Source organism: Pantoea sp. Cy-640, assembly GCF_011752635.1.
Classification (GTDB): Bacteria; Pseudomonadota; Gammaproteobacteria; order Enterobacterales; family Enterobacteriaceae; genus Pantoea; species Pantoea dispersa.
Window position 1 is genome coordinate 1 of sequence record NZ_VWXB01000015.1, and the last position, 13,485, is coordinate 13,485.

Here is a 13,485-nt window from a genome sequence, read left to right on the forward strand (position 1 = left end):
ACGCCGTAGCGCCGATGGTAGTGTGGGGCCTCCCCATGCGAGAGTAGGGAACTGCCAGGCATCAAATAAGTGAAGAAGCCCCGGACGAGAGTCCGGGGCTTTTTTACGTCCGTACTCCGGCAAATTTCCCGCTAAAAACGCGAAAACTCCCCACTGTAAAACCGTGCAATCGGGTAAACTACGGCCAGATTAATCAGTAAAGGCCGTAACATGTCCAGCCCTCAGACTTCCCTGAAAGCGTTCAACACACTGGGTCTTGCAATCGCGGCTGAAAAGCTTGTTGTTGCGGATAGCGCAGAAGCCATTTCCTCTGCCTGGCACGCCAGCCAGCAAAATAATCAGCCGTTTATGGTGCTTGGCGAGGGCAGTAACGTCCTGTTCCTCGAAGATTTTGCCGGCTGCGTGGTGATTAACGCGATTAAAGGCATCACCCTGGAAGAGCACGACGAAGCCTGGCATCTGCACGTTGGTGCTGGCGAAAACTGGCATCAGTTGGTTGAGCATACTCTAAAGAAAGGCCTCACCGGGCTGGAAAATCTGGCGCTAATTCCAGGTGTGACGGGATCGGCACCCATCCAGAACATTGGCGCTTACGGTGTTGAATTTAAAGATATTTGCCAGTACGTCGAGGTGTTACACCTGCCGGATAGCACAGTCACGCGTCTGCACCGTGATGAATGCCAGTTTGGCTATCGCGACAGCATCTTCAAACACGCGATGAAGCACGACTATGTGATTGTGGCCGTCGGGCTGCGTCTGGCGAAGCAGTGGAAACCGGTACTGAGCTATGGCGATCTGGCGAAGCTCAATCCCGCTACCGTATGCGCGTGGGACGTATTCAATGCGGTGTGCCATATGCGGCAAAGTAAGCTGCCCGATCCACGCGTAACAGGTAATGTAGGCAGTTTCTTTAAAAACCCCCTGATTTCCGCTCAGCAGGCAGAGGCATTGCTTACGCACTATCCTGCTATGCCGCACTATCCACAGCACAGTGGTGAGGTCAAGCTGGCCGCAGGCTGGCTGATCGATCAGTGTGCGTTGAAAGGCTACCGTCTTGGCGGCGCTGCGGTGCATCGTCAGCAGGCACTGGTACTGATCAATGAAGACAATGCCACACCGCAGGATATTGTCGCCCTGGCCCATCATGTGCGTCAGGAGGTGGGGAAAAAATTTGCCGTGTGGCTGGAGCCAGAAGTACGTTTCATTGGCGCGCAGGGCGAGCGTAACGCCGTCGAGGTGATTTCATGAAAGACCATAGCGTTCCGTTAAAACTGGTCGCCCTGCTGGCCGATGGCGAATTTCACTCTGGTGAACAGCTGGGTGAAGCGCTCGGTATGAGCCGCGCTGCCGTGAATAAACATATTCAGACGCTGAAAAGCTGGGGCCTGGATGTCTACACCGTGACAGGGAAAGGTTACAGCCTGCCAGCGCCCATACAGCTGCTGAATGAAGAGGCGATACTGGCGCATCTGCATCAGGCGGATTTGGCGGTGATTCCGGTTATTGACTCCACCAATCAGTATTTACTCGATCGCATGGACCAGCTGAACTCCGGCTATGCGTGCATCGCGGAATATCAACAGGCCGGGCGCGGCCGGCGCGGACGGAAATGGTTCTCGCCGTTTGGGGCCAATCTCTACATGTCCATGTACTGGCGACTGGAGCAGGGGCCAGCTGCGGCAATGGGTCTGAGTCTGGTGATTGGTATCGTGATGGCAGAGGTTATCCAGTCGCTGGGCGCGGCAGACGTCCGCGTTAAGTGGCCAAATGACCTCTATCTGCAGGATCGTAAACTGGCGGGTATTCTGGTTGAGCTCACCGGTAAAACCGGCGATGCGGCGCAAATTGTCATGGGCGCGGGGATCAACCTGGTGATGCGGGGCGAAGGCACGGCGGAAATCAATCAGGGTTGGATCAATCTGCAGGAAGCGGGCATCGAGATCAATCGTAACGAACTCGCCGCCAGGCTGATAAACCATCTGCGTGAAGCTTTACCGCTGTTTGAACGGGATGGGCTGGCGCCGTTTGTCGGCCGCTGGGAAGCGCTGGATAACTTTATCCATCGCCCGGTAAAACTGCTGATTGGAGATCGTGAAGTGCATGGCATTGCGCGCGGAATTGATAAGCAGGGCGGTTTATTGCTGGAACAGGATGGTGAGATTAAATCCTGGGTCGGTGGCGAGATCTCATTACGTCCCGCTAATTAACACAGTAAACAGTAATGCATTAAACGCCCTGATAAAGCAGGGCGTTTTTAATACTATTTTCTTAACCGTACACTTTGCACGGCATGATCAGCAGACTTGGTCATGATCAGGCTGGCCCGTTCACGCGTAGGTAAGATGTTTTCTTTTAAATTCAGCCAGTTAATCTCTTTCCATAACCCACGTGCAATACTCTCTGCTTCCTCTTCAGGCAGCTGAGAATAGTGATGGAAATAAGAGTCCGGATCGCTGAAGGCACCTTCGCGGAATTTAAGAAAGCGATTAACGTACCAGCGCTCTAATAAGTTTTCTGGCGCATCGACATATATTGAAAAGTCGACGAAATCTGAGACAAATACATGATGCGGATCGTGCGGATAATCCATACCGCTCTGCAGGACGTTCAGCCCTTCCAGAATCAGGATGTCCGGCTGCTGCACCACCTTATCGCCATCCGGGATGACATCGTAAATCAGGTGTGAATACACCGGTGCGGTGACCTGACTGGCGCCCGATTTCAAATCCGATACGAACTTCACCAGTCGATGCATATCATACGACTGCGGGAAGCCTTTCTTCTTCATCAGGCCGCGCTCTTTCAGCACCGCATTAGGGTGCAAAAAGCCATCGGTGGTGATGAGTTCCACCTTGCGGTGCTCTGGCCAGCGGCTAAGCAGCGCCTGTAACACGCGCGCGGTGGTGCTTTTACCGACGGCAACACTGCCGGCAATACTGATAATGTAAGGGATCTTCTGGCCATTGGTGCCGAGAAACTGCTCCAGCACCGCCTGACGGCGCAGATTTGAACTGATATAGAAGTTCAGCAGACGTGATAGCGGCAGATAGATCTCGGCAACTTCTTCCAGCGAAAGATCTTCATTGATACCGCGCAGCCGTTCAATTTCGCTGGCGGCCAGCGTCATCGGTACGGAATCTCGCAGCGCAGCCCATTGCTGGCGATCAAACTGCAGGTAGGGCGTCGTCAGTGGCGTCGTTTTTTTACTCATAAGCATGCATCTGACCGCAAATTCTGGCTCATCAACACCTTGCAGCAACAGGCATACAGCGATGTGTCGAACTCAGTTGCACGTCACAGGGGTAATTTAACGAGAACAATGGGCAGGAGGGTAACACCAGTGTGACTTTAAAAAGAAGTAAAATGATAAACCTGAGCACGCTTTCGTAAGCAGGCCCGCATTTTTATGATCACAGTATGAGGCTAACGCGGTATTAAAGAATAATCAGGCTGTGGGCTGGCGGAAAAACACACCATGTTTGCTGCTTTTTGCTGCACTGGCGGGGCGTTTTGCGAGGATTTGCACAAATAGTAAGCGGTAGTGCAAATTTAGCAATTTTTTTGTTGCATCCTGAACCCGGTCTTCCTAGAATGCGCGTCACTTGATGCCGGCTTAGCTCAGTTGGTAGAGCAACTGACTTGTAATCAGTAGGTCACCAGTTCGATTCCGGTAGCCGGCACCATCAAGTAGGTGGGATTCCCGAGCGGCCAAAGGGAGCAGACTGTAAATCTGCCGTCACAGACTTCGAAGGTTCGAATCCTTCTCCCACCACCATCTCAACCTCTCGGTTGAGCGTCAGATAAAGGCTTATCTGATGGGTGAGTTCAACTCTCTCACCTTCGAATTCAGATTGCGCAGTAGCGTGATCACCGTCAGTCAGAAACTCTGACTGGCTCGAATAATAGAAGGTCTTCTTTTATTATTCATAAGCTACAGAAAGAACAGGTAGCCGAGTTCCAGGATGCGGGCATCGTATAATGGCTATTACCTCAGCCTTCCAAGCTGATGATGCGGGTTCGATTCCCGCTGCCCGCTCCAGATGTGCTGATATGGCTCAGTTGGTAGAGCGCACCCTTGGTAAGGGTGAGGTCCCCAGTTCGACTCTGGGTATCAGCACCACTTCCTTTATCTCTCTCCTGATTCTCTCTCTGTAAAACTAACATCAGGTTTTGCCTGGTTAATGTGACGATATCTTTGATATATCCGTGTCTTAGAGGGACAAGCGATGGCTAAAGAGCAATTTCAACGTAACAAACTGCACGTAAACGTGGGCACCATCGGTCACGTCGACCACGGTAAAACCACTCTGACTGCGGCAATCACCACCGTTCTGGCTAAAACCTACGGCGGCCAGGCGCGTGCATTCGATCAGATCGATAACGCGCCAGAAGAGAAGGCTCGTGGTATCACCATCAACACCTCTCACGTTGAATATGAAACCCCGACCCGTCACTACGCACACGTTGACTGCCCAGGCCACGCCGACTATGTGAAAAACATGATCACCGGTGCTGCGCAGATGGACGGCGCGATCCTGGTTGTTGCTGCGACTGATGGCCCAATGCCTCAGACCCGTGAGCACATCCTGCTGGGCCGTCAGGTTGGCGTTCCTTACATCATCGTGTTCCTGAACAAGTGCGACATGGTTGATGACGAAGAGCTGCTGGAACTGGTTGAGATGGAAGTGCGTGACCTGCTGTCTGCTTACGACTTCCCTGGCGACGATACCCCAATCGTACGCGGTTCTGCGCTGAAAGCGCTGGAAGGCGACGCTGAGTGGGAAGCGAAAATCGTTGAGCTGGCTACGCACCTGGATAACTACATCCCGGATCCAGTCCGTGCTATCGACCTGCCGTTCCTGCTGCCAATCGAAGACGTATTCTCAATCTCTGGCCGTGGTACCGTTGTTACCGGTCGTGTTGAGCGCGGCATCGTGAAAGTGGGCGACGAAGTAGAAATCGTTGGTATCAAAGCGACTGCCAAGTCTACCTGTACCGGTGTTGAAATGTTCCGCAAACTGCTGGACCAGGGTCAGGCAGGCGAGAACTGTGGTGTTCTGCTGCGCGGTATCAAGCGTGAAGAGATCCAGCGTGGTCAGGTTCTGGCTAAGCCAGGCACCATCAAGCCACACACCCAGTTCGAGTCAGAAGTTTACGTTCTGTCTAAAGACGAAGGCGGCCGTCATACTCCGTTCTTCAAAGGCTACCGTCCACAGTTCTACTTCCGTACCACTGACGTAACCGGTTCAGTAGAGCTGCCAGAAGGCGTTGAGATGGTAATGCCAGGCGACAACATCAAAATGGTTGTTACCCTGATCCATCCAATCGCAATGGACGAAGGTCTGCGCTTCGCAATCCGCGAAGGCGGCCGTACCGTTGGCGCGGGCGTTGTTGCTAAAGTTATCGCGTAATAGCGATAATATTTGACGCAATGCACACGGAAAGGGCATCATTTGATGCCCTTTTTGTACGCTGTTAACCAGAACCTGGCTCATCAGTGATTTTCGATCATAATCATTGCTGAGACAGGCTCTGTATTACGGCGCTGGATACCGAGTTATGCCCAAAAGCGCATTCGGTTTGGATGCCTCGCTCTGCGGGGCAGAATAGTTTCTGAATTATTGTGGCAGGTTGGTTTATGAGTGCGAATACCGAAGCTCAAGGGAGCGGGCGCGGCCTGGAAGCGGTAAAGTGGGTAGTTGTGATCGCATTGCTGCTGGTAGCAATCGTCGGTAACTACCTGTATCGCGATGTGACACTGCCTTTACGCGCGCTGGCTGTCGTGGTGTTGATCGCTGCGGCGGGCGGCATTGCGTTGCTGACCACCAAAGGCAAAGCAACCGTGGCTTTTGCACGTGAAGCAAGAACCGAAATGCGTAAGGTCATCTGGCCAACTCGCCAGGAAACATTGCACACCACGTTAATCGTTGCCGCGGTCACTGCCGTGATGTCACTGATTTTGTGGGGGCTGGATGGTATTCTGGTCCGTCTGGTATCGTTTATCACTGGCCTGAGGTTCTGAGATGTCTGAAGCTCCAAAAAAACGCTGGTACGTCGTTCAGGCGTTTTCCGGTTTTGAAGCCCGCGTAGCCAAGTCGCTGCAAGAGCATATCAAACTGCACAACATGGAAGAACTGTTTGGCGAAGTCATGGTGCCGACTGAAGAAGTCGTGGAAATCCGTGGCGGCCAGCGTCGCAAAAGCGAACGCAAATTCTTCCCTGGTTACGTACTGGTCCAGATGGTGATGAATGACGCCAGCTGGCACTTAGTGCGCAGTGTACCGCGTGTAATGGGCTTCATTGGTGGTACCTCTGACCGTCCGGCACCGATCAGTGACAAAGAAGTGGATGCGATCATGAACCGCCTGCAGCAGGTGGGTGATAAGCCGCGTCCGAAAACGCTGTTCGAGCCAGGCGAGATGGTGCGTGTCAACGACGGCCCGTTTGCCGACTTCAACGGTGTGGTCGAAGAAGTGGATTACGAGAAGAGCCGCCTGAAGGTTTCTGTTTCTATCTTCGGCCGTGCAACGCCGGTTGAACTCGACTTTGCTCAGGTGGAGAAAGGCTAAGCCTTTTGTTCACTTTTTAGCTCTTGCGGAAGGCGCGAAATTTACCTATAATTTCGCGCCTTTTGTTTTTATGCGCTGGCAACAGCGTGTAAATCGTTATCACGGGGAGCCTGTTCGCCAGGCGCTATACCCAATAGAGGAAATATCATGGCCAAGAAAGTACAAGCCTACGTCAAGCTGCAGGTTGCAGCTGGTATGGCTAACCCGAGCCCACCAGTTGGTCCGGCTCTGGGTCAGCAGGGTGTTAACATCATGGAATTCTGTAAAGCGTTCAACGCCAAAACAGAATCACTGGAAAAGGGTCTGCCGACTCCAGTAGTTATCACCGTATACAGCGACCGTTCTTTCACCTTCGTTACCAAAACGCCTCCGGCTGCCGTTCTGCTGAAAAAAGCAGCAGGCATCAAGTCTGGTTCTGGTAAGCCGAACAAAGATAAAGTCGGTAAAGTAACTCGTGCTCAGGTACGTGAAATCGCAGAAACCAAAGCTGCGGACATGACTGGTGCTGACGTAGAAGCGATGACTCGCTCTATCGAAGGTACTGCTCGTTCCATGGGCCTGGTAGTGGAGGACTAAGAAATGGCTAAGCTGACCAAGCGCATGCGCGTGATCCGTGACAAAGTTGATGCGACTAAACAGTATGACATCAACGAAGCTGTTGCTCTGCTGAAAGAACTGGCTACTGCTAAATTCGTAGAGAGCGTGGACGTTGCTGTTAACCTCGGCATCGATGCACGTAAATCTGACCAGAACGTGCGCGGCGCGACCGTTCTGCCACACGGTACTGGTCGTTCAGTACGTGTTGCCGTCTTTACCCAGGGCGCAAACGCTGAAGCTGCTAAAGCAGCTGGCGCTGAGCTGGTAGGTATGGAAGACCTGGCTGATCAGATCAAGAAAGGCGAAATGAACTTTGACGTTGTTATTGCTTCTCCGGATGCAATGCGCGTTGTTGGCCAGCTGGGCCAGGTTCTGGGCCCACGTGGTCTGATGCCAAACCCGAAAGTTGGTACCGTAACTCCTAACGTTGCTGAAGCTGTGAAAAACGCTAAAGCGGGTCAGGTTCGTTACCGTAACGACAAAAACGGCATCATCCACACCACCATCGGTAAAGTGGACTTCGATGCTGACAAACTGAAAGAAAACCTGGAATCTCTGCTGGTTGCGCTGAAAAAAGCTAAACCTGCTCAGGCGAAAGGCGTGTACATCAAGAAAGTCAGCATCTCTACCACCATGGGCGCCGGCGTTGCCGTTGACCAGGCTGGTCTGAACGCAGCAGCAAACTAATTGCTGCTTGTAACGGGCGAAAAATTCATCTAGAATCTTACGCCCGTTGTTCTGGTTGATCCGTCAATTCAGAACCCAAATTCATAGTCGCGGAGTGCACAGGTCTAAACACCTTGTCATTCAGCGACTAAGGTTGGAGCCAGGCCTGATCCTGGCCTCCGTCCAAGACCGCAGGAGCAGAACCTCTTCGGAAGTGATGCTTAATATCCTGCGTAGACGGTGACAGAACCAAAAAGAATTTTTTCTTCACTGGATTCTGCTCACCGTGTAACGCGCTTACGGCCTTCGGGTGTGTAAGTGAAGTGAGTTCCGGGAAATTTTCCCGGTCAAATCCAGGAGCAAAGCTAATGGCATTAAATCTTCAAGGCAAACAAGCAATTGTTGCTGAAGTTAGCGAAGTAGCCAAAGGCGCGCTTTCAGCGGTTGTTGCGGATTCCCGTGGCGTTACCGTTGATAAAATGACTGAACTGCGTAAAGCAGGTCGTGAAGCTGGCGTCTACATGCGTGTTGTTCGTAACACCCTGCTGCGCCGCGTCGTTGAAGGTACTCCATTCGAGTGCCTGAAAGACACGTTTGTTGGTCCGACCCTGATTGCATACTCTATGGAACACCCGGGCGCTGCTGCTCGTCTGTTCAAAGAGTTCGCGAAAGCGAATGCAAACTTTGAGGTCAAAGCTGCAGCCTTTGAAGGTGAGCTGATCCCGGCGGCACAAATTGACCGTCTGGCAACGCTGCCGACTTACGAAGAAGCACTGGCACGTCTGATGTCGACCATGAAAGAAGCTGCTGCTGGCAAGCTGGTCCGCACTCTGGCTGCTGTTCGCGACGCGAAAGAAGCGGCTTAAGGCCAGATTCTTTTTCTTCGTACTTGCTAACGTATAAACTTTTACTGATTCTTAGGAACAATTGTCATGTCTATCACTAAAGATCAAATCCTGGAAGCCGTTGCAGCTATGTCCGTAATGGAAGTAGTTGAGCTGGTTTCTGCTATGGAAGAAAAATTCGGCGTTTCTGCTGCTGCTGCTGTCGCTGTTGCTGCTGGCCCGGCTGAAGCTGTTGAAGAGAAAACTGAATTCGACGTTATCCTGAAAGCTGCTGGCGCGAACAAAGTTGCTGTAATCAAAGCCGTTCGTGGCGCAACTGGTCTGGGCCTGAAAGAAGCTAAAGACCTGGTTGAAGCTGCTCCAGCTGCAATCAAAGAAGGCATCAGCAAAGACGACGCAGCTGCACTTGAAGCTGCTCTGAAAGAAGCTGGCGCTGAAGTTGAAGTTAAGTAAGACAACCCTCGGGTTGCAGTCTGCGTAAACAGACTGATGGCTGGTGACTTTTTGGTCACCAGCCTTTTTGCGCTACAGGGGAACGATGGCGTTTCGCACTGTTTGTCCATTGTTCCTCTTCAATATCTTTTTCTATCGACGACTTAATATACCGCTTTCCTGTGAGGGTTCCCTGCCTGCGCAACGGCGATGAAATGATTTAAGAGTGATAGAAAGATGTATTGCATGGGGTGCCGCGCATCGCATGAAAAACAAAATAGTGTTGCATGAACTGTCCCTTCAGGACGGACAGCGTGGGTCGACTTGTCAGCTAGCTGAGGAACCCTATGGTTTACTCCTATACCGAGAAAAAACGTATTCGTAAGGATTTTGGTAAACGTCCACAAGTACTGGATGTGCCTTATCTCCTTTCTATCCAGCTTGACTCGTTCCAGAAGTTTATCGAGCAAGATCCAGAAGGCCAGTACGGTCTGGAAGCAGCCTTCCGTTCCGTGTTCCCAATCGCGAGCTACAGCGGCAACTCTGAGTTGCAGTATGTCAGCTACCGTCTGGGTGAGCCGGTGTTTGACGTGACAGAATGTCAGATCCGTGGCGTGACGTACTCCGCACCGCTGCGCGTTAAACTGCGTCTGGTGATCTACGAGCGCGAAGCGCCGGAAGGCACCGTCAAAGACATCAAAGAACAAGAAGTGTACATGGGCGAAATTCCGCTCATGACCGACAACGGTACCTTTGTCATCAATGGTACTGAGCGTGTTATCGTTTCTCAGCTGCATCGTAGTCCTGGCGTATTCTTTGACAGCGATAAGGGTAAAACGCACTCTTCCGGTAAAGTGCTGTATAACGCACGTATTATCCCTTACCGCGGTTCATGGCTCGACTTCGAGTTTGACCCGAAAGACAACCTGTTCGTCCGTATTGACCGTCGTCGTAAGCTGCCGGCCAGTATCATCCTGCGCGCGCTGGATTACACCACTGAGCAGATTCTCGATCTGTTCTTCGAAAAAGTGGTGTTTGAAATCCGCGACAACAAGCTGCAGATGGAACTGGTGCCTGAGCGCCTGCGTGGTGAAACCGCCTCCTTCGATATCGAAGCCAACGGCACGGTCTACGTTGAGAAAGGTCGTCGCATTACTGCGCGCCACATCCGTCAGCTGGAAAAAGACAACATTCAGCACATCGAAGTGCCGGTCGAGTACATCGCGGGCAAAGTGGTCGCGAAAGATTACATCGATCTGAACACCGGTGAACTGATTGTGCCAGCGAACATGGAGCTGTCACTGGATCTGCTGGCGAAACTGAGCCAGTCCGGTCACAAGCGCATCGAAACCCTGTTCACCAACGATCTGGATCACGGCCCGTACATTTCTGAGACGCTGCGCGTTGACCCAACCAACGATCGCCTGAGCGCGCTGGTTGAGATCTACCGCATGATGCGTCCTGGCGAGCCGCCAACGCGTGAAGCCGCAGAAAACCTGTTCGAGAACCTGTTCTTCTCCGAAGATCGTTACGATCTGTCGGCCGTTGGCCGCATGAAGTTCAACCGTTCTCTGCTACGTGACGAGATCGAAGGTTCCGGTATCCTGAGCAAAGACGACATCATTGAAGTGATGAAGAAGCTCATCGGTATCCGTAACGGTATTGGCGAAGTGGATGATATCGACCACCTCGGCAACCGTCGTATCCGTTCCGTCGGCGAAATGGCGGAAAACCAGTTCCGCGTTGGCCTGGTGCGTGTAGAGCGCGCTGTGAAAGAGCGTCTGTCTCTGGGCGACCTCGACACGCTGATGCCACAGGACATGATCAACGCCAAGCCAATTTCGGCCGCGGTGAAAGAGTTCTTTGGTTCCAGCCAGCTGTCCCAGTTTATGGACCAGAACAACCCGCTGTCTGAGATTACGCACAAACGTCGTATCTCTGCTCTGGGCCCAGGCGGTCTGACCCGTGAACGCGCCGGCTTCGAAGTGCGTGACGTACACCCGACTCACTACGGTCGCGTATGTCCAATCGAAACCCCGGAAGGTCCGAACATCGGTCTGATCAACTCACTCTCTGTTTACGCGCAGACTAACGAATACGGCTTCCTCGAAACGCCGTACCGCCGCGTGGTTGACGGTAAAGTGAGTGATGAAATTCATTACCTCTCTGCTATCGAAGAGGGTAACTACGTTATCGCTCAGGCGAACACCAACCTCGCCGATGATGGCAGCTTTGTTGACGATCTCGTCACCTGCCGTAGCAAAGGTGAATCGAGCCTGTTCAGCCGCGATCAGGTTGACTACATGGACGTTTCCACCCAGCAGGTGGTTTCTGTCGGTGCGTCACTGATCCCGTTCCTGGAGCACGATGATGCTAACCGCGCCCTGATGGGTGCGAACATGCAACGTCAGGCTGTACCTACCCTGCGTGCTGACAAGCCGCTGGTTGGTACCGGTATGGAACGTGCTGTTGCGGTCGACTCCGGTGTAACTGCCGTCGCGAAACGTGGTGGTACCGTGCAGTACGTCGATGCGTCACGTATCGTTATCAAAGTTAACGAAGACGAGATGTATCCGGGCGAAGCAGGTATCGACATCTACAACCTGACCAAGTACACCCGTTCTAACCAGAACACCTGCATCAACCAGATGCCGTGTGTTTCTCTGGGTGAACCTATCGAGCGTGGCGACGTGCTGGCTGACGGCCCGTCTACCGACCTCGGTGAGCTGGCGCTGGGTCAGAACATGCGCGTGGCGTTCATGCCATGGAACGGTTACAACTTCGAAGACTCCATCCTCGTTTCTGAGCGTGTCGTACAGGAAGACCGTTTCACCACCATCCATATTCAGGAACTGGCTTGCGTGTCGCGTGACACCAAACTGGGGCCGGAAGAGATCACCGCTGACATCCCGAACGTGGGTGAAGCTGCGCTCTCCAAACTGGATGAATCCGGCATCGTGTATATCGGTGCGGAAGTGACCGGTGGCGACATTCTGGTAGGCAAGGTCACGCCGAAAGGTGAAACCCAGCTGACGCCAGAAGAGAAACTGCTGCGTGCAATCTTCGGTGAAAAAGCCTCTGACGTGAAAGACTCGTCACTGCGCGTGCCAAACGGCGTTTCCGGTACGGTTATCGACGTACAGGTCTTCACCCGCGATGGCGTGGAAAAAGACAAGCGCGCGCTGGAAATCGAAGAGATGCAGCTGAAGCAGGCGAAAAAAGACCTGTCTGAAGAACTGCAGATTCTCGAAGCGGGCCTGTTCAGCCGTATCCAGGCCGTCCTGATTTCAGGTGGCGTGGAAGCGGAGAAACTGGACAAGCTGCCACGTGAGCGCTGGCTGGAACTCGGTCTGACCGACGAAGAGAAGCAGAACGCGCTGGAGCAGCTGGCTGAGCAGTATGACGAGCTGAAGCACGAGTTTGAGAAGAAACTCGAAGCGAAGCGTCGCAAGATCACTCAGGGCGACGATCTGGCACCGGGCGTGCTGAAAATCGTCAAGGTGTATCTGGCCGTTAAGCGTCAGATTCAGCCTGGTGACAAAATGGCGGGTCGTCACGGTAACAAAGGTGTTATCTCGAAGATCAACCCAATCGAAGACATGCCATACGATGAGAACGGTACGCCGGTCGACATCGTACTGAACCCGCTGGGCGTACCATCGCGTATGAACATCGGTCAGATTCTGGAAACCCACCTGGGTATGGCGGCGAAAGGCATTGGTGAGAAGATCAATGCGATGCTGAAGAAGCAGGAAGAAGTCGCCAAACTGCGTGAGTTCATCCAGCGTGCTTACGATCTGGGCACCGATGTGCGTCAGAAAGTTGACCTGAACACCTTCTCGGACGACGAAGTGCTGCGTCTGGCAGAGAACCTGAAAAAAGGTATGCCAATCGCGACGCCAGTGTTCGACGGTGCGAAAGAGAGCGAAATCAAAGAGCTGCTGCAGCTCGGCGGTCTGCCTTCTTCCGGTCAGATCACCCTGTTCGACGGCCGTACCGGTGAGCAGTTTGAGCGTCAGGTAACCGTAGGTTACATGTACATGCTGAAACTGAACCACCTGGTCGACGACAAGATGCACGCCCGTTCTACCGGCTCTTACAGCCTGGTTACGCAGCAGCCGCTGGGTGGTAAGGCGCAGTTCGGTGGTCAGCGCTTCGGTGAGATGGAAGTGTGGGCACTGGAAGCATACGGTGCCGCGTATACCCTGCAGGAAATGCTTACCGTTAAGTCTGATGACGTCAACGGCCGTACCAAGATGTATAAAAACATCGTTGACGGCAACCATCAGATGGAACCGGGCATGCCGGAATCCTTCAACGTACTGTTGAAAGAGATTCGCTCGCTGGGTATCAACATCGAGCTGGAAGACGAGTAA

The 13,485-nt window shown here is 52.9% G+C and carries 11 protein-coding genes and 4 tRNA genes; 14 read left to right on the forward strand and 1 reads right to left on the reverse strand.

Annotated elements, in window-relative coordinates; genetic code table 11:
• Nucleotides 1-210 precede the first annotated feature (210 nt).
• Both murB and birA read left to right on the forward strand, forming a co-directional pair.
• On the forward strand, nt 211-1,248 hold the full coding sequence (gene murB / locus F3J36_RS23530; RefSeq protein WP_058769985.1) for a UDP-N-acetylmuramate dehydrogenase: 1,038 nt from the start codon (nt 211-213) through the stop codon (nt 1,246-1,248).
• Nucleotides 1,245-2,207, forward strand: coding sequence for a bifunctional biotin--[acetyl-CoA-carboxylase] ligase/biotin operon repressor BirA (gene birA / locus F3J36_RS23535; protein WP_166720745.1), 963 nt, complete (start codon nt 1,245-1,247; stop codon nt 2,205-2,207). Before murB ends, birA begins: the two co-directional genes overlap by 4 nt.
• Before the next feature lie 53 nt (nt 2,208-2,260).
• Here the strand turns inward: birA and coaA are convergent, their stop codons facing one another.
• Nucleotides 2,261-3,211, reverse strand: a complete 951-nt coding sequence (gene coaA, locus F3J36_RS23540) for a type I pantothenate kinase (RefSeq protein ID WP_058759911.1) — start codon at nt 3,209-3,211, stop codon at nt 2,261-2,263.
• Nucleotides 3,212-3,607: 396 nt separating this feature from the next.
• Between coaA and F3J36_RS23545 the strand changes: the two genes are divergently transcribed.
• From F3J36_RS23545 to rpoB, 12 genes are all read left to right on the forward strand, one after another.
• Nucleotides 3,608-3,683 (forward strand) — tRNA-Thr (locus F3J36_RS23545).
• Between the two features lie 7 nt (nt 3,684-3,690).
• Nucleotides 3,691-3,775 (forward strand) — tRNA-Tyr (locus tag F3J36_RS23550).
• Nucleotides 3,776-3,964: 189 nt separating this feature from the next.
• Nucleotides 3,965-4,039: transfer RNA gene (locus F3J36_RS23555), tRNA-Gly, on the forward strand.
• Nucleotides 4,040-4,044: 5 nt separating this feature from the next.
• Nucleotides 4,045-4,120 (forward strand) — tRNA-Thr (locus tag F3J36_RS23560).
• Between the two features lie 106 nt (nt 4,121-4,226).
• Nucleotides 4,227-5,411 carry an elongation factor Tu gene (tuf, locus tag F3J36_RS23565; RefSeq protein ID WP_104094429.1) on the forward strand — a complete coding sequence of 395 codons (1,185 nt, stop codon included), beginning with the start codon at nt 4,227-4,229 and terminating at the stop codon, nt 5,409-5,411.
• Between the two features lie 227 nt (nt 5,412-5,638).
• Complete coding sequence (gene secE, locus F3J36_RS23570; protein ID WP_021508209.1) at nt 5,639-6,022, forward strand: preprotein translocase subunit SecE; 384 nt, start codon at nt 5,639-5,641, stop codon at nt 6,020-6,022.
• Nucleotide 6,023: 1 nt separating this feature from the next.
• Nucleotides 6,024-6,569: a transcription termination/antitermination protein NusG gene (nusG, locus tag F3J36_RS23575; RefSeq protein WP_010616908.1), complete on the forward strand. Its 546-nt coding sequence runs from the start codon at nt 6,024-6,026 to the stop codon at nt 6,567-6,569.
• A 147-nt stretch (nt 6,570-6,716) separates the two neighbouring features.
• Entirely contained in the window at nt 6,717-7,145 is a 429-nt protein-coding gene (rplK, locus tag F3J36_RS23580) for a 50S ribosomal protein L11 (protein ID WP_013507401.1), read from the forward strand.
• Nucleotides 7,146-7,148: 3 nt separating this feature from the next.
• Nucleotides 7,149-7,853, forward strand: coding sequence for a 50S ribosomal protein L1 (rplA, locus tag F3J36_RS23585; protein WP_021508208.1), 705 nt, complete (start codon nt 7,149-7,151; stop codon nt 7,851-7,853).
• Nucleotides 7,854-8,200: 347 nt separating this feature from the next.
• Nucleotides 8,201-8,698, forward strand: coding sequence for a 50S ribosomal protein L10 (rplJ, locus tag F3J36_RS23590; protein ID WP_021508207.1), 498 nt, complete (start codon nt 8,201-8,203; stop codon nt 8,696-8,698).
• A 66-nt stretch (nt 8,699-8,764) separates the two neighbouring features.
• A complete protein-coding gene (gene rplL / locus F3J36_RS23595) occupies nt 8,765-9,130 on the forward strand; it encodes a 50S ribosomal protein L7/L12 (RefSeq protein WP_021508206.1) in 366 nt (121 codons plus the stop codon).
• A gap of 326 nt (nt 9,131-9,456) precedes the next feature.
• Nucleotides 9,457-13,485, forward strand: coding sequence for a DNA-directed RNA polymerase subunit beta (gene rpoB / locus F3J36_RS23600; protein WP_021508205.1), 4,029 nt, complete (start codon nt 9,457-9,459; stop codon nt 13,483-13,485).

Bases quoted from the DNA above. Each gene is read 5' to 3' on its own strand.
- murB (WP_058769985.1), top strand. From the start codon at position 211: ATGTCCAGCCCTCAGACTTCCCTGAAAGCGTTCAACACACTGGGTCTT.
- birA (WP_166720745.1), top strand. From the start codon at position 1,245: ATGAAAGACCATAGCGTTCCGTTAAAACTGGTCGCCCTGCTGGCCGAT.
- coaA (WP_058759911.1), bottom strand. From the start codon at position 3,211: ATGAGTAAAAAAACGACGCCACTGACGACGCCCTACCTGCAGTTTGAT.
- tuf (WP_104094429.1), top strand. From the start codon at position 4,227: ATGGCTAAAGAGCAATTTCAACGTAACAAACTGCACGTAAACGTGGGC.
- secE (WP_021508209.1), top strand. From the start codon at position 5,639: ATGAGTGCGAATACCGAAGCTCAAGGGAGCGGGCGCGGCCTGGAAGCG.
- nusG (WP_010616908.1), top strand. From the start codon at position 6,024: ATGTCTGAAGCTCCAAAAAAACGCTGGTACGTCGTTCAGGCGTTTTCC.
- rplK (WP_013507401.1), top strand. From the start codon at position 6,717: ATGGCCAAGAAAGTACAAGCCTACGTCAAGCTGCAGGTTGCAGCTGGT.
- rplA (WP_021508208.1), top strand. From the start codon at position 7,149: ATGGCTAAGCTGACCAAGCGCATGCGCGTGATCCGTGACAAAGTTGAT.
- rplJ (WP_021508207.1), top strand. From the start codon at position 8,201: ATGGCATTAAATCTTCAAGGCAAACAAGCAATTGTTGCTGAAGTTAGC.
- rplL (WP_021508206.1), top strand. From the start codon at position 8,765: ATGTCTATCACTAAAGATCAAATCCTGGAAGCCGTTGCAGCTATGTCC.
- rpoB (WP_021508205.1), top strand. From the start codon at position 9,457: ATGGTTTACTCCTATACCGAGAAAAAACGTATTCGTAAGGATTTTGGT.